Origin of the sequence: Mycobacterium sp. 94-17, from assembly GCF_035617725.1 — a bacterium.
Lineage (GTDB): Bacteria > Actinomycetota > Actinomycetes > Mycobacteriales > Mycobacteriaceae > Mycobacterium.
In genome coordinates this window covers 521,044-539,640 of the sequence record NZ_JAPIYN010000001.1, presented here as the reverse complement: position 1 = coordinate 539,640, position 18,597 = coordinate 521,044, and the positions used below count along the sequence as shown (strand labels likewise).

17 protein-coding genes are annotated in these 18,597 nt (G+C 67.5%); 10 read left to right on the top strand and 7 right to left on the bottom strand.

The window, feature by feature from the left end; translation table 11 throughout:
- Positions 1-76: 76 nt before the first annotated feature.
- From OQ789_RS02775 to OQ789_RS02765, 3 genes are all read left to right on the top strand, one after another.
- Positions 77-925: a hypothetical protein gene (locus OQ789_RS02775; RefSeq protein WP_324683285.1), complete on the top strand. Its 849-nt coding sequence runs from the start codon at positions 77-79 to the stop codon at positions 923-925.
- 115 nt (positions 926-1,040) lie between these two features.
- A complete protein-coding gene (prrA, locus tag OQ789_RS02770) occupies positions 1,041-1,751 on the top strand; it encodes a two-component system response regulator PrrA (RefSeq protein ID WP_324683374.1) in 711 nt (236 codons plus the stop codon).
- Positions 1,752-1,766: 15 nt separating this feature from the next.
- Complete coding sequence (locus tag OQ789_RS02765; RefSeq protein ID WP_324683284.1) at positions 1,767-3,104, top strand: HAMP domain-containing sensor histidine kinase; 1,338 nt, start codon at positions 1,767-1,769, stop codon at positions 3,102-3,104.
- Here the strand turns inward: OQ789_RS02765 and OQ789_RS02760 are convergent.
- Both OQ789_RS02760 and OQ789_RS02755 read right to left on the bottom strand, forming a co-directional pair.
- The gene (locus tag OQ789_RS02760) at positions 3,101-3,580 is read right to left on the bottom strand and encodes a hypothetical protein (RefSeq protein WP_324683283.1); all 480 of its coding nucleotides are present in this window, start codon (positions 3,578-3,580) and stop codon (positions 3,101-3,103) included. The two genes, OQ789_RS02765 and OQ789_RS02760, sit on opposite strands and share 4 nt — an antisense overlap.
- 118 nt (positions 3,581-3,698) lie before the next feature.
- On the bottom strand, positions 3,699-4,601 hold the full coding sequence (locus OQ789_RS02755) for an OmpA family protein (protein ID WP_324683282.1): 903 nt from the start codon (positions 4,599-4,601) through the stop codon (positions 3,699-3,701).
- 72 nt (positions 4,602-4,673) lie between these two features.
- On the opposite strand from OQ789_RS02755, the gene OQ789_RS02750 reads away from it, so the two are divergent.
- Together OQ789_RS02750 and OQ789_RS02745 are read left to right on the top strand one after the other, a co-directional pair.
- Complete coding sequence (locus OQ789_RS02750; protein ID WP_324683280.1) at positions 4,674-4,937, top strand: DUF2630 family protein; 264 nt, start codon at positions 4,674-4,676, stop codon at positions 4,935-4,937.
- Positions 4,934-6,523 carry a phytoene desaturase family protein gene (locus OQ789_RS02745; RefSeq protein ID WP_420716025.1) on the top strand — a complete coding sequence of 530 codons (1,590 nt, stop codon included), beginning with the start codon at positions 4,934-4,936 and terminating at the stop codon, positions 6,521-6,523. Before OQ789_RS02750 ends, OQ789_RS02745 begins: the two co-directional genes overlap by 4 nt.
- A 3-nt stretch (positions 6,524-6,526) precedes the next feature.
- On the opposite strand, the gene OQ789_RS02740 is transcribed toward OQ789_RS02745, so the two are convergent.
- Positions 6,527-7,825 carry a citrate synthase gene (locus OQ789_RS02740; protein ID WP_324683277.1) on the bottom strand — a complete coding sequence of 433 codons (1,299 nt, stop codon included), beginning with the start codon at positions 7,823-7,825 and terminating at the stop codon, positions 6,527-6,529.
- A gap of 365 nt (positions 7,826-8,190) precedes the next feature.
- Between OQ789_RS02740 and OQ789_RS02735 the strand changes: the two genes are divergently transcribed.
- Positions 8,191-10,662 (top strand): ATP-binding protein, encoded by a 2,472-nt coding sequence (locus OQ789_RS02735; protein WP_324683275.1) that lies wholly within the window; start codon positions 8,191-8,193, stop codon positions 10,660-10,662.
- A 39-nt stretch (positions 10,663-10,701) separates the two neighbouring features.
- On the opposite strand, the gene OQ789_RS02730 is transcribed toward OQ789_RS02735, so the two are convergent.
- Together OQ789_RS02730 and pdxH are read right to left on the bottom strand one after the other, a co-directional pair.
- Positions 10,702-10,989 carry a hypothetical protein gene (locus OQ789_RS02730; protein ID WP_324683274.1) on the bottom strand — a complete coding sequence of 96 codons (288 nt, stop codon included), beginning with the start codon at positions 10,987-10,989 and terminating at the stop codon, positions 10,702-10,704.
- Positions 10,990-11,128: 139 nt separating this feature from the next.
- A complete protein-coding gene (pdxH, locus tag OQ789_RS02725; protein ID WP_324683272.1) occupies positions 11,129-11,791 on the bottom strand; it encodes a pyridoxamine 5'-phosphate oxidase in 663 nt (220 codons plus the stop codon).
- A gap of 71 nt (positions 11,792-11,862) precedes the next feature.
- Here pdxH and OQ789_RS02720 point away from each other — a divergent pair, with 71 nt between their 5' ends.
- The gene (locus OQ789_RS02720) at positions 11,863-12,984 is read left to right on the top strand and encodes a citrate synthase 2 (protein ID WP_324683270.1); all 1,122 of its coding nucleotides are present in this window, start codon (positions 11,863-11,865) and stop codon (positions 12,982-12,984) included.
- Between the two features lie 131 nt (positions 12,985-13,115).
- On the top strand, positions 13,116-13,574 hold the full coding sequence (locus tag OQ789_RS02715) for a VOC family protein (protein WP_324683268.1): 459 nt from the start codon (positions 13,116-13,118) through the stop codon (positions 13,572-13,574).
- Here OQ789_RS02715 and OQ789_RS02710 read toward each other — a convergent pair.
- Both OQ789_RS02710 and OQ789_RS02705 read right to left on the bottom strand, forming a co-directional pair.
- A complete protein-coding gene (locus OQ789_RS02710) occupies positions 13,571-15,259 on the bottom strand; it encodes an FAD-dependent oxidoreductase (protein ID WP_324683266.1) in 1,689 nt (562 codons plus the stop codon). The two genes, OQ789_RS02715 and OQ789_RS02710, sit on opposite strands and share 4 nt — an antisense overlap.
- 17 nt (positions 15,260-15,276) lie before the next feature.
- Complete coding sequence (locus OQ789_RS02705; RefSeq protein ID WP_324683264.1) at positions 15,277-16,302, bottom strand: diiron oxygenase; 1,026 nt, start codon at positions 16,300-16,302, stop codon at positions 15,277-15,279.
- 241 nt (positions 16,303-16,543) lie between these two features.
- On the opposite strand from OQ789_RS02705, the gene serC reads away from it, so the two are divergent.
- On the top strand, positions 16,544-17,668 hold the full coding sequence (gene serC / locus OQ789_RS02700) for a phosphoserine transaminase (RefSeq protein WP_420716022.1): 1,125 nt from the start codon (positions 16,544-16,546) through the stop codon (positions 17,666-17,668).
- A gap of 122 nt (positions 17,669-17,790) precedes the next feature.
- Positions 17,791-18,564, top strand: coding sequence for a septation protein SepH (gene sepH / locus OQ789_RS02695; RefSeq protein WP_324683260.1), 774 nt, complete (start codon positions 17,791-17,793; stop codon positions 18,562-18,564).
- The last annotated feature ends 33 nt before the right edge of the window (positions 18,565-18,597 follow it).

The window sequence follows — 18,597 nt, the reverse complement described above, 5'->3', positions numbered from 1 at the left end:
CACACGAAACGCCCATGTGGCTGTGCGTGGTTTACGTCTCGCGGAACCGCTCGGCCCTACATCGTGTCTTATGCCCATGGACAACGCCTTCGTGGGCAGCGAAGCTCTGCGCAACAGGAAACTGACCCGGTATCAGCTGCGGGCCGGGTTCCGCGCCGTTTACCCCGATATCTACCTGCCGCGTCATGCACTGCCGTCGCTGCGAATGCGTTCGGAGGCCGCGTGGCTGTGGTCGGGTCGGCGGGGTGTGCTGGCCGGGCTCGCAGCGGCAGCGCTGCACGGCGCGAATTGGATCGACGACGATGAGCCGGTCGAATTGATTTGGCGCAATCGACATGCCCCCAAGGACATCGTGACCCGCGATCAGCGCCTTAACGGGAGCGAGATCACGGGCGTCGCGGGCCTACCTGTCACCACCGCAGCGCGAACGGCGTTCGATTTGGCTCGGCGGCTCCCCACCGGAGCAGCGGTCGCACGGCTCGACGCACTAATGCGCGCCAAGCCGTTCTCGGCCGAGGACGTGCTGTTGCTGGCCAAACAGCACCCGGGCGTTCGCGGTCTACGGCGGCTTCGGGAGGCGCTTCCGCTAATCGACGCCGGCGCGGCGTCCCCCAAGGAGACCTGGCTCCGATTGTTGATCGTCGGCGCTGGGCTGCCAGCTCCCGAGACGCAGATTCCGGTGGTCGTGCACTACCGCACCGTGGGCGTGCTCGACATGGGCTGGGCTCGCTTCAAAGTAGCCGCCGAGTACGACGGCGATCAACACCGCACGAGCCGACGCCAATACGTGCGAGACATCAAGCGGCTCAACGAGTTAGCGGAGTGCGGCTGGATCGTCGTGCGAGTGGTAGTCGAAGATCGACCGGAAGACGTGATACGTAGGGTCCGCGAGGCGCTCCTCCGCCGCGGATACCGCGACACGTAACACACGCACACGAAACGCCGACGCGCGTGCGCCTGGTTTACGTTTCGCCGCGGGTGACGCGGCCTGCGACGCGAGGGCGCGCTCCTCCCACAGCCACAGGCGACAATCAGGCAAAATAGGCGGCATGGACACAGGAGCTAGCTCACCGCGGGTCTTGGTCGTGGACGACGACTCCGATGTACTCGCGTCGCTGGAACGTGGCCTGCGGCTGTCCGGATTCGAGGTGTCGACTGCGGTCGATGGCGCCGAGGCATTGCGCAGCGCCACCGAGACGCGCCCGGACGCGATCGTGCTCGACATCAACATGCCGGTGCTGGACGGCGTCAGCGTCGTCACGGCGCTGCGCGCCATGGATAACGACGTCCCGGTCTGTGTGCTGTCCGCCCGCAGCTCGGTAGACGATCGCGTGGCGGGCCTGGAAGCCGGGGCCGACGACTACCTGGTCAAACCCTTCGTGCTGGCCGAGCTGGTCGCGCGGGTCAAGGCGCTGCTGCGCCGCCGCGGCGCGACCGCCACGTCCTCCTCGGAAACGATCGCGGTCGGGCCGCTGGAAGTCGATATCCCGGGCCGGCGTGCCCGGGTCAACGGCGTCGACGTCGACCTGACCAAGCGGGAGTTCGACCTGCTGGCGGTGCTCGCCGAGCACAAGACGGCGGTGCTGTCCCGCGCGCAGCTGCTCGAGCTGGTGTGGGGTTACGACTTCGCCGCCGACACCAACGTCGTCGACGTGTTCATCGGATACCTGCGCCGCAAGCTGGAGGCGAACGGCGGCCCCCGGCTGCTGCACACCGTGCGCGGGGTGGGATTCGTACTGCGCGTGCAGTAACCAGGTCGACCGGCCATGAACTTCCTGTCCCGGATCCTGACCCGCACGCCATCGCTGCGGGCCCGGGTCGCGGTGGCGACGGCCATCGGCACCGCCATCGTGGTGCTCATCGCCGGCGCGGTCGTGTGGTTCGGCATCACCAGCGCCTGGAAGGAGCGCCTGGATCGCCGCCTGGACGAGGCGGCGGGTTTCGCCACGCCCTTCCTGCCGCGCGGGCTCGGCGACATCCCGCGCACCCCCAACAACCAGGACACCGTCATTACCGTCCGGCACGACGGCCAGGTCATGTCCAACTCGGACATCACACTGCCGCCGCTGGATGTGGGCTATGCCGACACCTACATCAACGGGGTGCGCTATCGCGTGCGAACCCTGGAGGTCCGCACTCCGCAGCCGGCGATGGTGGCCGTCGGCGCGACGTACGACGACACGATCGCCCAGACCAACAACCTGCATCGCCGGGTGATCCTGATCTGCGGGCTCTCGATCGGCGCGGCCGGGGTATTCGCTTGGCTGCTGGCGGCTTTCGCGGTGCGACCGTTCAAACGCCTGGCCCAGCAAGCCCGCTCGATCGACGCCGACGAGCGGCCGCAGGTTTCGGTGCGCGGCGCCAGTGAGGCCGTCGAGATCGCCGAGGCCATGCAAGGCATGCTGCAGCGCATCTGGACTGAACAGGACCGGACCAAGGACGCACTCGCGTCGGCCCGCGACTTCGCGGCGGTGTCCTCGCACGAACTGCGCACCCCGTTGACTGCGATGCGCACCAACCTCGAAGTGCTGTCCACCCTGGACATGCCGGACGAACAGCGCAAAGAAGTGCTCAGCGACGTCGTCCGCACCCAGTCCCGAATCGAGGCCACGTTGACCGCTCTGGAACGGTTGGCCCAGGGCGAACTGTCGACGGCCGACGATCACGTGCCCGTCGATATCACCGAGCTGCTCGACCGGGCGGCCCATGACGCCACCCGGATCTATCCCGGGGTCGACGTCTCGCTGGTGCCCTCACCCACCTGCATCATCGTCGGGCTACCGGCCGGATTGCGGCTCACCGTCGACAACGCGATCGCCAACGCCGTCAAGCATGGCGGTGCCACCCAGGTCCGGCTGTCGGCGGTCAGCTCGCGCGCAGGCGTGGAGATCGCCATCGACGACAACGGCACCGGCGTGCCCGAGGATGAGCGCCAGGTGGTGTTCGACCGGTTCTCCCGTGGATCGACGGCCTCCCATTCCGGGTCGGGCCTGGGGCTGGCGCTGGTGGCCCAGCAGGCCCAGCTGCACCGTGGAACCGCGGCGCTGGAGAGCAGCCCCCTGGGTGGGGCGCGGCTGGTGCTTCGGCTACCGGGCCCGAGCTAGCGCCGCCGCGGGTTGTCCGGGCCGTCACGCCACGGCGTGAAACCGGCCTGCTCCGCGGACTTTTCGTCGGTGAACCAGACTTGGGCGGCAGTGGAATCGTAGATCGGGTCGTCGGGGGTGACGTAAACCCTGCCGTCCGCGAGGGCTTTGACCAGATATCCGGCCGGCCCCCCGCCATCGGGGGCGGCGTCCGCGGAGCCCGGACCATACGGCCCTCGCGGCGACACCGTAATCCTGGTGGTCGGCGACCCTTTGGTGACCGGGATCTTGGTGGTGCGCTTCTCGGTGACCGGGATCTTGGTGGTGCGCTTCTCGGTGACCGGGATCGTGGTGGTCGCGGGCTCGGGCGCCGCAGGCCCCTTTCGTGACTTCGGCACCGCCGCTTGGCTTTTGGTCGCGGCAAGCCTCAGTGCGAGCGTCAACACCAACCCCAGCCCGAAGGACAGGGTGAAAATCCACCAGTGCACGTGGCTCATCGCCGCGCTGCCTTCCAACGGTTGAGCAATCCGGCAATCACCCGGGCGACCACCGAGCCCGCCACGAAAGCGAACAGGTACCACACCCATTGAATGACGAAGTCCATGTCGAATCTCCTTAGCTGACCACGATTTCGACCCGGCGGTTCTGGGCGCGGCCGTCGTCGGTGCCGTTGGAGGCGATCGGGTTGGCCGACCCGAGGCCGTTGGCGCTCAAGCGGTCAGCGGGCACCCCGTGAGACTCCAAGAAGCCCACGACCGTTTGCGCGCGCTCTTGGCTCAACGGGATGTTGACGCTCGCACTGCCGGTGCTGTCGGCGTAGCCGTTGACGGCCGCATGTGCGTTCGGGCACGCGGCGAGTTTGTCCGCGACGCGGGTCAGGACCTGTTCGTCGGCTGCGGTCAGAGTGGCGAGGTTCGAGTCGAACGTGAGCGCGCCGTCGGTCAGGGTGTTGATCGCCGATTCCAGGTTGGTGCACGACGCGGCGGCGGTGGGCGACGGCGACGCCGCCGGTGCGTTAACCGCAAGATTGTCAACGATGTTCATGGTGGACCAGATGCGCTTGGCATCGGTGTCGACGGTGTTCTTCTGGTCGGCCGATACCGCGGTCCCCGCCAGCGTGATGGTGTTCCCGCTCACCGTGACGGCGAAGTCGGCGATCGAGGCGCTGTCGGAGAACACCGGCTTGGCCTTCGCGAAATCGAGCGCGTCGACTGCGGGATCGATGCGGATCTGGTCGACGATGTCGACGCCCGGACCCAGCGCGTCGCCCAGCACCTTCAGCAATTCCGCCTTGGCGGGCTCGTCGGGGAACTCTCCGGTCAGCACGACCCTGTTGCCGTTGCGTGCCATGACGAACGGCGCCAACGAAATCCCCGCCGCACCAGCGCTGGTCGTGGGCGCCGACGACACATGGCCGGACCCGGATCGCACCGACAGCTCGTGGCCGATCGCGGCCAGCAGAAGCGGAATCACCACCAGGGCGATCAGCCAGGGCAGGCCGAGCCGTTTGACGCTCACGACGACCCTCCCTCATGCCGGCGATATGCAGCCTACCGATTCACCGCCTCGGGAGTCGGGCACACTGGAGCGATGGCCAACGGCAGTAAACCGACCGACAGCGAGACCCTCGGGGTCATCCGTGATCTGGTCGCCGAGGAAAAGGACCTGCGGGCCCAGCTGCAAAGCGGGGACATCGACACGTCGGAGGAACATGAGCGCCTCCGGCGGGTTGAGGTGGAACTCGACCAGTGCTGGGACCTGCTGCGGCAGCGCCGGGCACTGCGCGAGACCGGCGCCGACCCGCGAGAGGCGCAGGTGCGTCCGCCCGGCGAGGTCGAGGGCTACCTGAGCTGAGCGACCACGCGACCGACTCGGACGACTTGGATGCCTTCGACGCCATAGTCATCGGGGGCGGGCACAACGGCCTCGTCGCGGCCGCCTACCTGGCCCGTGCGGGCCTTCGGGTCCGCCTGCTGGAACGGCTCGACCACACTGGCGGTGCGGCCGTCTCGGCGCAAGCCTTCGACGGTGTGGGCGTCCGGGTATCGCGCTACTCCTACCTGGTCAGCCTGCTGCCGCCGGGCATCGTCAAGGATCTTGGCGCCGGCGTGCGACTGGCTCGGCGGCCGTTTTCGTCGTACACCCCCGACCCCGCCGCCGGGGGCCGCAGCGGCCTGCTGAACGGGTCGGCCGCGAGCACCTTCGCGGGCATCGGGGCCGCCGGGGACGCGCAAGGGTTCGCCGACTTCTACCAACGCTGCCGGCTGGTCACCGAAAAACTGTGGCCCACCATGCTCGAACCGCTTCGCACCCGCGACGACGCCCGCCGGCAGGTGGTGGGAGGCGACCGCGCGGCGGCGGCCGCGTGGCACGCCATGATCGAGGACCCGATCGGACACGCCATCGCCGACGCGGTGCGCCACGACGTGGTGCGCGGGGTGATCGCGACCGACGCGCTGATCGGCACCTTCGCCCGCCTCGACGATCCCGCGCTGACGCAAAATGTCTGCTTCCTGTATCACGTCCTCGGTGGGGGCACCGGAGACTGGGACGTCCCGATCGGCGGCATGGGCGCGGTAACCACCGCCCTGGCGGCGGCGGCCGTCCGTCACGGTGCCGAAATCGCCACCGGCGCAGAGGTTTACGCCGTCGACCCCAGCGGCGAAGTGCGCTATCGCAGCGGCGGGGACGACCACCTGATCCGGGCCCGCTTCGTCCTGGCCGGCGTCACACCGACCGTCCTGGCCGAATTGCTCGGCGACGCCCCTCCGCCGGCGGCCGGGGGCGCCCAGGTCAAGGTGAACATGGTGCTGGCACGGCTACCTCGGCTACGCGACCGCGCGGTCAGCCCCGAACAGGCATTCGCCGGCACGTTTCACGTCAACGAGACGTGGACGCAACTGGATACGGCCTACTCACAGGCCGCCGCGGGCCGGCCGCCGAATCCGCTTCCGTGCGAGGCTTATTGCCACTCGCTGACCGATCCCAGCATCCTGTCAGCCGGGCTACGGGGCACCGGTGCGCAGACGATGACCGTGTTCGGCTTGCACACCCCGCACGCGCTGTTCGACGGCGCCGACTCCGATGGGCTTCGTGACCAGCTGACCGACGACGTGCTGGCATCGCTGAATTCCGTTCTGGCCGAACCGATTCAAGACCTGTTGTTGGCCGACGTGGACGGCCGCCCGTGCCTGGAGACCACGACCACGCTGGATCTGGAGCGCACCTTGGGCATGAGCGGCGGCAACATCTTCCACGGCGGCCTGGCCTGGCCCTTCGCCGACGACGATGACCCGCTGGACACCCCGGCGCGGCAATGGGGCGTGGCCACCGCGCACGAACGAATCATGCTGTGCGGCTCGGGGACTCGCCGCGGTGGTGCGGTGTCGGGCATCGGCGGGCACAACGCCGCGATGGCGGTGCTGGCGTCGCTCGAATAGCTCTTACTTGCGCGCGTCGATGCCGACGTAGTCGCGCTCGGTGTAGCCGGTGTAGATCTGGCGCGGCCGGCCGATCTTGCTGTCGCCCTCGTCGTGCATCTCGCGCCAGTGCGCGATCCACCCGGGCAGCCGGCCCAGCGCGAACAGGACGGTGAACATCCGGGTCGGGAAGCCCAGCGCCCGGTAGATCAGGCCGGTGTAGAAGTCCACGTTGGGGTAGAGCTTGCGCTCGATGAAGTAGTCGTCGGTGAGCGCCGCCTCTTCGAGCTGCTTGGCGATGTCCAGCAGGTCGTCGTCGCCGCCGAGCTTGGCCAGGATCTTGTCGGCCTGCTCCTTGACGATGCGGGCGCGCGGATCGTAGTTCTTGTACACGCGGTGACCGAAGCCCATCAGCTTCACGCCGGCTTCGCGGTTCTTGACCTTGCGTACGAATTCGCTGACGTCGTCGTCGCTCTGGCGGATCTTCTCGAGCATCTCGAGCACCGCCTGGTTGGCGCCGCCGTGCAGCGGCCCCCACAGCGCGTTGATGCCACCGGAGATGGAGGTGAACAGGTTGGCCTGCGACGACCCGACCAGCCGGACCGTCGACGTCGAACAGTTCTGCTCGTGGTCGGCGTGCAGGATGAGCAGCATGTCCAGCGCCCGCACGATCTCGGGATCCGCCTGGTAGGGCTCCGCGGGCAGCCCGAATGTCATCCGCAGGAAGTTCTCCACCAGCGACAGCGAGTTCTCCGGGTAGAGGAAGGGCTGACCAACCGACTTCTTATAGGCGTAGGCGGCGATGGTCGGCAGCTTGGCCAGCAGCCGGATCGTCGACAGCTCGACGTCCTCGCTGTCCATCGGGTCAAGAGAATCGGGATAGTACGCCGAGAGCGCGTTGACGGCGCTGGACAACACCGGCATCGGATGGGCGTTGCGCGGGAAGCCGTCGAAGAACCGCTTGAGGTCCTCGTGCAGCATGGTGTGCAGCTGGATCCGCTTGGTAAAGTCGGCGAGCTGCTCCTTGTTGGGCAGTTCGCCGTAGATCAAGAGGTAGCTCACCTCGATGAAGGTCGACTTCTCGGCGAGCTGCTCGATCGGGATGCCGCGGTAGCGCAGGATGCCCGCGTCGCCGTCGATGTAGGTGATGGAGCTCTTGCACGCGGCGGTGTTGACGAAGCCGTTGTCGAACGTGGTGTAGCCGGTCTTGGACAACAGGGAGCCCAGCGCAATGCCGTCAGCGCCTTCGGTGGCTTTGACGATCTGCAGGTCGGTATCGCCGCCCGGGTACTTCAAAGTGGCGGTGTCATCGGTGTCTGCCACGAGAACCCCTTTGCGCTCTGGCTGGTATGGCTGCTGACTTGGTGCTTACTGCAAAAGGTAGTCGTTATGACGACGAGGCGCCTGCGCGGGGTCGAGTCTGCGAAACTTGCACGGGTTTTCACCAGGCAATTCGGCGACGATCTCGGCAGCTTGCGGCCTTCGCCAAACCGCATTCCGCGCGCGGTCTTGGAACGTATGCTGGTGAACCACCACCTCCCCGGGGAGACGGGACCCGGGAGGGTCGAATGACCGCAGCGACCCCGTGCCGTACGTGCGGCATCGAGCCCAGCGAGGGCGCGCGGTTCTGTGACGGCTGTGGGACACGCATCGCGGCGACAGATGTTCAATACCGCGCTGGTGGGCGTGTGGAGCCGAGGCTGGTCGGGCGGCACTGGGAGATGACCGCCGTCGAGGACCTGTTGGACCGCGCCCTGACCGGTTGCGGCCGGGTGGTCGGCGTGGTGGGGCCATCCGGCATCGGCAAGAGCCGGCTGGCGCGCGACGTGGCGGCACTGGCTCGCCGGCGCAACGTGGAGGTGTTCTCCACCTTCTGCGAATCGCACGCCACCGACGTTTCGTTCCGCGTCGTGGCCCGGCTGCTGCGCGCCGCCTTCGGGGTCGAAGACCGTGACGCCGCGGGGGCCCGCGCGCGGATCCGCGGCCTGGTTCGCGACGCAGACCCCGAGGACCTCGCACTGCTCGATGACCTGCTCGCCATCACCGATCCCGACGCCGAACCGCCCACGATCGCCCCGGACGCCCGACGGCGGCGACTGACCGCGCTGATCAATGCCGCATCCCTGGCCCGGCAAGCCCCGACGGTCTACGTCATCGAGGACGCGCATTGGATCGATGGGGTCAGCGAATCGATGCTGGCCGACTTCGTGACCATGATCGCGCACACGCCGTCGCTGGTGCTTGTCACCTACCGTCCCGAATATCGGGGCGCGTTGATCCGAGTGGCCGACGCCTACACCGTTGCCCTTGCGCCGCTCAGTGATTCAGAAACCGCGGCGCTGGTCTGCGAGTCGCTCGGTGACGACCCGTCGGTGGGCGAACTGGGCCACAAAATCGCCCAACGGGCCGGCGGGAATCCGTTTTTCGCCGAAGAGATCGTGCGCGAGCTGGCCGAGCGCGGCGTGCTGCAGGGGCGAACCGGCGCCCATACCTCAACCGCAGATCCCGACGAGGCCACCGTGCCCGCCACCTTGCAGGCGACCGTCGGCGCCCGCATCGACCGACTCGACCCGAACGCCAAGCAAACGCTGAGCGCGGCGGCGGTCATCGGTTCGCGGTTCGGCCTCGACCTTCTCACCGTCCTGGTGGGCCAACCGATGACCACCGCCTTATTGGCAGCCCAAGTCATCGACCAGGTCAGCTTCACCGGGCAACCCGAGTACGCATTTCACCACCCGCTGATCCGCGCCGTGGCCTACGAATCACAACCGAAATCCGATCGGGCCGAGCTACACGGGCGCGTCGCGGCCGCGATGGAATCAGGTGACCGGGCGGAGGAGAACGCGTCCTTGATCGCCGAGCACCTGGAGGCCGCCGGTGATGTGCACCGCGCCTACAGCTGGCACATGCGCGCCGCGACGTGGGCCACCAACCGCGACATCAACGCCGCGCGGCTGGGCTGGAAGCGCGCCCAACGGATCGCCGATGCCCTACCCGCCACCGACCCGAACCGAACCGCCATGCGCATCGCCCCGCGCACCATGCTCTGCGGCACCGCCTATCGAGTCCATGAGCCGGTGGCCGGCAATCGCTTTGACGAATTGCGGGATTTGTGTGTCGCCGTCGGGGATAAGGCGTCACTGGCCATCGCAATGGCCGCGCTGGTGATGGATGAGGCCTGGCTCCGCAGGGCGTCCCAACTGGCATCGGAAACCTGGTTCCTCATCGAGTCGGTCGGTGATCCGGCCTTGACGGTGGGGCTGTCCACCGTGCTATTGCGCGCCAAGATCGAAAGCGGCGGATGGCTTGACATCCTGCGCTGGTCGCAGCGGGTCATCGAGCTGGCCGACGGTGATCCCGCCAAAGGCAACTTCGGTTTCGGGTCTCCGCTGGCGGCCGCGTTTGCGGCTCGGGGTCAGGCCCGCTATTGCCTGGGTCACTCCGGATGGCGCGACGACCTGTACCGCGCCATCGACCTGGCCCGTAGCTCCGACACCCTGTCTTACGCCGGGGTCGTCACTTACTCCTACCTGCCGGCAATACCATTCGGCGTCTTGGTTACCGACGAGCGCGCGGAGCGCGAGATCGACGACGCCCTGTGCATTGCCGGCCGATCCGGTGACGACGTCGCGGTCGCCCTGTCCAGGATGGCCCTGGGCATTGCGCTGGTGCACCGTCCGACAGATCCCGAGCGTGAGCGCGGACAAAAGCTGCTGGCCGAGGTCGGTGACGTGTTGCGTCGGGGCTACCTTTTGTGCGATCTGCCGCTGGTAAACGCGTACTTGGCGCGTGAGCGGTTCCGGCGCGGCGATCATGACGAGGCCCTGGCGCTGATTCGCGCCGCCGCCGACGAGCCGTTCCGCGAGATCCAACTGACGGCGTGGGGCATTCCGGTCACGGGCATTCTGGTGGAGACACTGCTCGAGCGCGGGACCGAGGCTGACGTCGCCGAAGCCGAGGCCGCAGTCGAGCGCTTGGCGACCGCCCCGGCGAACGACGGTCTGGTGATACGTGACATTTGGTTGCTGCGGTTGTGGGCGCTACTGGCGCGGGCTCGCGGCGACGACGCCCGCTATCGCGGATACCGGGATCGCTATCGCGAGATGGCGAAAACGCTTGGCTCCGAAGGGCATATCGCCTGGGCCGAGGTGATGCCATGACAGCGTGGATGCTGAGCGGACCGGGTTGTGACGCGCACGTCAGGCCTCAGCGGAATCGGCTGCCGCGTTTATCGCCCTCGCCAGATCCCGCGCCTCAGCCGGCGTAACGATCGGAGTACCGGGGCAGTCAATAATGATCTCCCGCAAGGTGTTTCCATTGGCATGCTGCAGGCCGACCACCGAAATCACCGTCTCGGTGCCTCGCCCGCGGTCGGTGGTGTGCTTGATTCTCCACTTGGGGCCGTCGAATACCCTGAAGCCTCCTGCGATGTCGTCCCATTCGCCGACGCGGATTGCCTGAGCCGGTGGTGCCACGTTGGGTTCCATGGCTAGATCATTTCCGCGAGCGCTCGCTCAGTCTTGCGTAGTCCACTACTTGAATGCGATCGGCTTGCCACGCAAAGACGATGCGCCGGAACTGTGTTGACGATGAATCGTGCCGCTCGGGTTCAACGGTCTCCATTTACTAGGGCTGCAGGCGCTCCACCCGATCGCCGATGACCCGGATGCGGTTGTGCAGTCGGTTTTCCCGGCCCTGCCAAAACTCGACGAGCTCCGGCGCGATGAGATAGCCGCCCCAGCCCGGCGGCACCGGAACCTGGTCGCGGTCGGCGAAGCGCGCGGTCACGTCAGCCAGTTGCTCGAGTAGGGCCGCTCGCGACGCGACCGGTTGCGACTGGTGCGACGCCCAGGCGCCCAGCTGCGAACCGCGCGGCCGCTTGGACCAGTAGTCCTCGGTGACCTGCGCCGCGACCTTGCGCACCGGGCCCCGGATGTGGACCTGACGGCCAAGCTGGTACCAGGGAAACGTCGCCGAGGCGTACGGCGTGGCCGCGAGATCATCGGCCTTGGCCGAGTCGTAGTTGCTGAAAAAAGTGATCCCGGTCTCATCCACGCTCTTGCACAGCACCGACCGGCTGGCCGGCCTGCCGTCGGCGGTGACGGTAGCCAGCACCAACGCGTTGGGTTCGGCGACGCCCGACCGCTCGGCATCGTCGACCCATTTGCGCAACAACGAAACCCAGCCGTCACTGAGCCAATCCGCGTCCAGATCTGGACTGCCGTCTTTTTCCACTGACCCGTACTCCACACGCATTTTTTGCAGGTGCTCGCTGTCTGGTCCTGCCATCGCGCCAACGCTACCGGCGCTTGCTACCGGCCGGTAGCGTCTGCCCGATCAGGGGGTGCAAGAATTTTCCCATGACTGTGGTTCCCGAAGACTTCGTCCCCGGCCTCGAAGGCGTGGTCGCCTTCACCACGGAAATCGCCGAACCGGATAAAGACGGCGGTGCGCTGCGGTATCGCGGTGTCGACATCGAAGACCTGGTGACCCAGCAGGTCACCTTCGGCGACGTGTGGGCGCTGCTGGTCGACGGCAAGTTCGGCCACGGGCTGCCGCCCGCCGAGCCGTTTCCGCTGCCCATCCACACCGGGGACGTCCGCGTCGACGTGCAGGCGGGCTTGGCCATGCTGGCCCCGATCTGGGGGTACAAGCCGCTGCTGGACACCCCGGAACCCACGGCCCGCGACCAGCTGGCCCGAGCCTCGGTGATGGCGCTGTCCTACGTCGCGCAGTCCGCGCGCGGCATCTACCAGCCTGCCGTCCCGCAGCGGGTCATCGACGAATGCGAGACAGTCACCGCCCGTTTCATGACGCGCTGGCAGGGCGAGCCGGACCCACGGCACGTCGAAGCGATTGACGCGTACTGGGTCTCGGCCGCCGAGCACGGCATGAACGCCTCGACGTTCACCGCCCGGGTAATCGCCTCGACCGGCGCCGACGTGGCGGCCGCGCTGTCGGGGGCGATCGGCGCGATGAGCGGTCCGCTGCACGGCGGGGCGCCGGCGCGGGTGCTGCCGATGATCGAAGAAGTCGAGCGCACCGGCGACGCGCGTGGCCTTGTGAAGAAGATCCTGGACGACGGCGACAAGCTGATGGGCTTCGGGCACCGGGTCTACCGCGCCGAGGACCCGCGGGCCCGGGTGCTGCGCGCCACCGCGGAACGGCTGGGCGCGCCGCGCCACGAGGTGGCCGTCGCGCTGGAGCAGGCCGCCCTGGCCGAGCTGCGCGAGCGCCGTCCGGACCGGGCCATCGAGACCAATGTCGAGTTCTGGGCTGCGGTAATGCTCGACTTTGCCCGGGTACCGGCGAACATGATGCCGGCGATGTTCACCTGCGGCCGTACCGCGGGGTGGTGCGCCCACATTCTCGAGCAGAAGCGGCTGGGCAAGCTGGTCCGGCCGTCGGCCATCTACGTGGGCCCGGGTCCGCGCAGCCCGGAATCCGTCGATGGCTGGAATCGCAACCTCACCAACGCCTGAGCCGTCTAGTTGTCGGTACCCGGCGATTTAATGGTTGCCGTCGCGATGAGTTTTCGTCGCGCAAGCAGTCATAAGTCGTGAACCTGCCCGCCCCTGGGCAGGTTCAGGGAACCGAAAAAGGAGTGCCCAGCATGGCGATCAACATCGAACCCGCACTGTCCCCGCACCTGGTGGTCGACGATGCCGCCGCGGCAATCGACTTCTACACCAAGGCTTTCGGGGCCGAGGAAATAGGGCGGGTGCCGCGCCCCGACGGCAAACTGGTGCACGCCGCGGTGCGCATCAACGGCTTCACGGTGATGCTCAACGACGACTTTCCGGAGGTGTGCGGTGGCAAGTCGATGACGCCCACGTCGCTCGGCGGCACCCCCGTCACGATCCACCTGACGGTCACCGACGTCGACGCCGCCTTCCAGCGCGCGCTGAATGCCGGTGCCACCGTGGTGACGCCGTTGGAGGACCAATTCTGGGGCGACCGGTACGGCATGGTCGCCGACCCGTTCGGCCACCATTGGTCATTGGGGCAGCCGGTCCGCGAGGTCAGCATGGACGAGATCGCGGCGGCGATGTCCGGGCAAGGCGCCGGTTAGCCGAGCAACCGATCCAGCAGCCGGCGTCGCGGCGGCGGCGCCGGGTCTGCGGCGGCCGCGGCCGCGAGCATGGCGGAAACGTCGGTGAACCTGTTTCGGGGCCGGCCCTCATCGCTGCCGCGCGCAATCTCGGCGGCATCGATGGCGCGCCATCCGGCCGCGTCGATCGCGTCGGGCCGACGGTCGTGCACCAGAGTGGCCAGCGCCGCGGGCTTGGCCACCGGATCGGTCAGCTTGCCGGCGTTGAAATCGCCGACCATGGCCTGCACGGTCTCGAGCGAGCAGGACTTGTTGGTGCCGATGAATCCGCTCGGGCCCCGCTTGATCCAGCCCGCGACATACGTGCCGGGCGCCGGTTCACCGGAGGCAGGGTCGACGACGCGACCCCCGTCGTTCGGTACGACGGCCGATGACTCGTCATAAGGAAGATCGCGAATCGGCTTGCCGCGGTAGCCAATCGACGTCAACACCAGACCCGTTTCCAGAAGGCGCGTCTCGTCGGTGCCGGTGACCGAGAACTCCATACCGGTGACCCGCCGGTCGCCCAGCGCCCGACTCGGGGTGAGCCGATACGCCAGCCTGATTCGCGGTCGGTCCGGCGGCGATGAGTCATCGCCGAGCGTGCTCAAGATTTCCAGCTTGCGCTTGGTCGACGGGTCCGAGGCCGTCGCGAGATCGCGGGCCACAAGCTGATGGTCGGCCGCGTTGAGCACCACCTCCGAGCCGCCGGTGAGCCCGATCAACTCGGGCAGCGTGAACGCCGACTCGGCGGGTCCACGCCGGGCGGCGATCACCACCTCGCGCACCGCCGACTTCCGCAGGACCGCCAGCGCGTGGTCGGCGATGTCGGTGCGGGCCAGGTCGTCGGGATCCGAGGTGAGCAACCGAGCGACGTCCAGGGCGACGTTGCCGTTGCCGACGATCACCACCCGCTCGTGGCTGAGATCGACTGGCAGATCGGCGAAGTCGGGATGGCCGTTGATCCACGCGACCATCTCGGTCGCGGTTCCAGTCCCCGGCAGGCCCATGCCCTCGATGTCCAGCCGCCGGTCATCGGGGGCGCCGACGGCGTACAGCACGGCGTGGTGGTGAGCCAGCAGGTCCGCGTGGCTCAGGTGGTTGCCGACCTCGACGTTGAGAAAGAACCGGAACCTGCGATCGGCGGCGACCTTGTCGAAGAGCCGGGTCACCCTCTTGGTGTTCTGGTGATCCGGTGCCACCCCGGCGCGCACCAAACCGTAAGGCGTCGGGAGCTTTTCGAAAACGTTGACGCGGACGCCGTGTTGGGTGAGCAGCTCGTCGGCGGCATACATCGCCGCGGGACCAGATCCGACGATCGCCACGGTCAGTGGCCTGCGACGGGCACGCACCTCGGCGGCAGGGATCACCGCCGCCAGCTTCGACGTCGGCGGCAGCTTCTCGCCGGCAGGCCGGTCCGGGTAGAACGACGCGTTGATCTCGACGAAAGGCAACTGCTTGACGTCGAGCCGGGTGTCGGGGGCGATCGCGCCGACGGGGCAGGCACTCACGCAGGCACCGCAATCCACACACGCCACCGGATCGATGTAAAGCATCTCCGACGTGGCGAAGCCGGGCTCATCCGGTGTCGGGTGGATGCAGTTCACCGGGCACGCGAAAACACAGGACCCGTCGTTACAGCACGACTGGGTGATTACGTGCGGCATAAAGGAACTCGCAGTGGCTACGCGGCCGGCACCGCGGCCAGGTGCTGGCGCTGCGGCTGGCTGCGGTAACGCGACGGCTTGCCGTTGATCCTGCACAGGCGCCACATCAACCGCGCCGAGCGCGACTCCATCAAGCCGGTGTCGTAAGCCAGCATCCGCACATCGCCGAACATATCGCTGAGCCACTTACGCGATTCCGGCGAGCGGAAGAACAGTTCCTTCTTCACCTCGCGGGGAATGTCGAATTCGCGCCAGAAGGCCTTGGGCGGCACCACGATTGCACGGCACAAGGCCTTCATGGTCAGCGGCAGGTACAGCGCGGTCCAGAACCGCTGCCGCTTGGTCAATTCCGGTACTCGCTTGCGCAGGAACTCGTGCGCGAACGAAATGTGGCGGGCTTCCTCGGCCACGTGAATGGCCATCACCCGCTCCATGATGGGGTGCAGCGACTTGCCTTCGCGCAGAACGTTTTTCTGCGTGTGGTCGATGGGCTCCTCGCCGGCGAGCACGCCGATGAAGAACGCCACCGGCAGCGGGCCTGCCACCAGCGGAACCAGCGGCGAGAGCCACTTGAGCGTCCGCGGCATGCCCGGCACGTCGGCACCGATGCGATTGACCATCTCCTGGAACATCATGGTGTGGTTGCACTCTTCAACCGACTCGTGCAGGCAGTACCGGTACTCCGGCGACCCGTTGGGCACCCAGAACGTGTAGTTCATCAGGCCACGAATCAGGATCGATTCGAAGTGCAGACCCACCTTGGCCACGTTGGCCTGGCGCCACATCCCGATCTTGATCTTGCGCTCATCGGACTGCGCCAGATACCAGGGGTGGCGGCCCAGCGGGTCGGTCGTCGGCAAAATCCACCGCGGATCGTTTTCCGTGACGGCGAATTCTGGCGAATCCCAGTCGATGTCGGTGTACGGATTGAAGTTACGCCGCACCGACCCCTCGGACAGTGTGGCAAGCATGTCGACGTATTCGGCATCGTCGCGCACTTCCATCTTGCTGCGCCAACGCCGGACCAATCGCGTCCTGGCCATATCCATAGCCTCCCCAACGAGGTTTACATTTGGACGTGCTATGTCCAGACAGTACCGCAGGTACCGGATAATTCCTAGACCCCTTCCGGGCGGTGTGACCTGACCGGTGGTCATGAAATTTTTATGCCCTAGATCACACCTGGCGAAACGTCCGGCCGCACCCGAGCAGGCCTTTTGCCCCGGCGATGGGGGTCTGCAGCCGGGCCGCCGCACCGACCCGTCAGGTCGGCTCACTACCCTGATGAGCATGGCTGACCAGCTCCAGATCCCCGCTGACATCAAACCCCGCGACGGTCGCTTCGGGTGTGGCCCGTCGAAGGTCCGGCCCGAACAGCTGCAGGCGCTGACCACCACCGCCGCCCCGCTGTTCGGCACCTCGCACCGGCAGGCGCCGGTCAAGAATCTGGTGGGGCGGCTGCGGTCCGGGCTCGCCGATCTGTTTTCCGTGCCCGGTGGCTACGAGGTAATTCTGGGCAACGGCGGCGCGACCGCGTTCTGGGATGCCGCGGCCTTCGGCCTGATCGACAAGCGTTCGTTGCACCTGTCCTTCGGCGAGTTCAGCTCGAAGTTCGCCACCGCGGTCGCGAAGAACCCCTTCGTCGGCGATCCCGTCGTCATCAAAGCGGACGCCGGCAGCGCCCCCGAGCCGCAGAGCGACCCCTCGGTCGACGTGATCGCCTGGGCGCACAACGAGACGTCCACCGGGGTCGCGGTTCCCGTCGCCCGGCCCGCGGATTCCGGTGACGCCCTGATCGTCATCGACGCGACCTCGGGCGCCGGCGGGCTACCGGTCGACATCGCCGAGACCGACGCCTACTACTTCTCTCCGCAGAAGAATTTCGCCAGTGACGGCGGCCTCTGGCTGGCCATCATGAGCCCGGCGGCGCTGGCACGCGTCGAGTCCGTCGCCGCCTCCGGCCGCTGGGTCCCCGACTTCCTGTCGCTGCCGATCGCGGTGGAGAACAGCCTGAAGGACCAGACGTACAACACCCCGGCGGTCGGCACCCTGGCGCTGATGGCCGAGCAAGTCGACTGGATGCTGGGTAACGGCGGCCTGGATTGGGCCGTCAAACGCACCGCGGATTCGTCAGGCCGGCTGTACTCCTGGGCCGAGGAGCGGTCCTACACCACGCCATTCGTCACCGACGCGAAGCTGCGCTCGCAGGTGGTGGGCACCATCGACTTCGCCGACGAGGTCGACGCCGCGGCCGTGGCGAAGATCCTGCGGGCCAACGGCGTCGTCGATACCGAGCCGTACCGCAAACTCGGCCGCAACCAGCTGCGGGTGGGCATGTTCCCGGCGGTGGACCCCGACGACGTCAGCGCGCTCACCCAGTGCATCGACTGGGTCGTCGAACGCCTGTAATCGACTGGCAATCAGCACGCAACCGCACCGCGTGTCAGCACAGGTGACGGGCGTTTGCTGGGCTAAAGTGCGCTCGTGACGGGTCCGTCGCTGACCTGCACGGAGCCTGCGAGGAGATAACCATGCGGGAACTCAAAGTGGTTGGGCTGGATCCCGACAGCAAATATGTCATCTGCGAGGGTGACGATCCGGACGAGCAGTTCAAGCTGGCGGCCGACGACCGCCTGCGCGCGCTGCTCCGCGACGCAGCCCTGTCCTTCGAGCAACCGCAGCTCGAGATTGAAGTCACCAATATGCTGAGCCCCAAGGAAATTCAGGCCAAGATCCGGGCGGGCGCCTCCGTCGAGCAGGTCGCCGCGGCGTCAGGTTCGGAGGTCTCGCGGATCCGCCGCTTTGCCCACCCGGTGCTGCTGGAACGGTTCCGCGCCGCCGAGCTGGCAACCGCCGCACACCCGATGCTGGCCGACGGCCCCTCGGTGCTGACCCTGCTGGAGACGGTCAGCTCCGCGCTGGTGACCCGCGGCCTGAGTCACGACAAACTCAGCTGGGACGCCTGGCGCAACGAAGACAACCGATGGACGGTGCAACTCGCCTGGAAGGTCGGCCGCTCCGACAACCTCGCGCACTTCAGCTTCTGCCCGGGCGCCCACGGCGGGACGGTCACCGCCATCGACGACGCGGCCAGCGCGCTGATCGACCCCAGCTTCGAACTTCCGCTGCGCCCGGTGGCCCGCGTCGCCCACGTCGACTTCGAAGAGCCCGCCAAACCGCCCGTCGCACAGACGCCGGCGGCCGCCGAACCCGACGAAAAACCCGTGCACACCCGCCGGGGCAAGCCGGTCATCCCGGCGTGGGAAGACGTGCTGCTCGGCGTGCGCTCGGGCGGCCAGCGCTAGGCCGACGGTGGCGACCCGCTTCACCCGGCTACG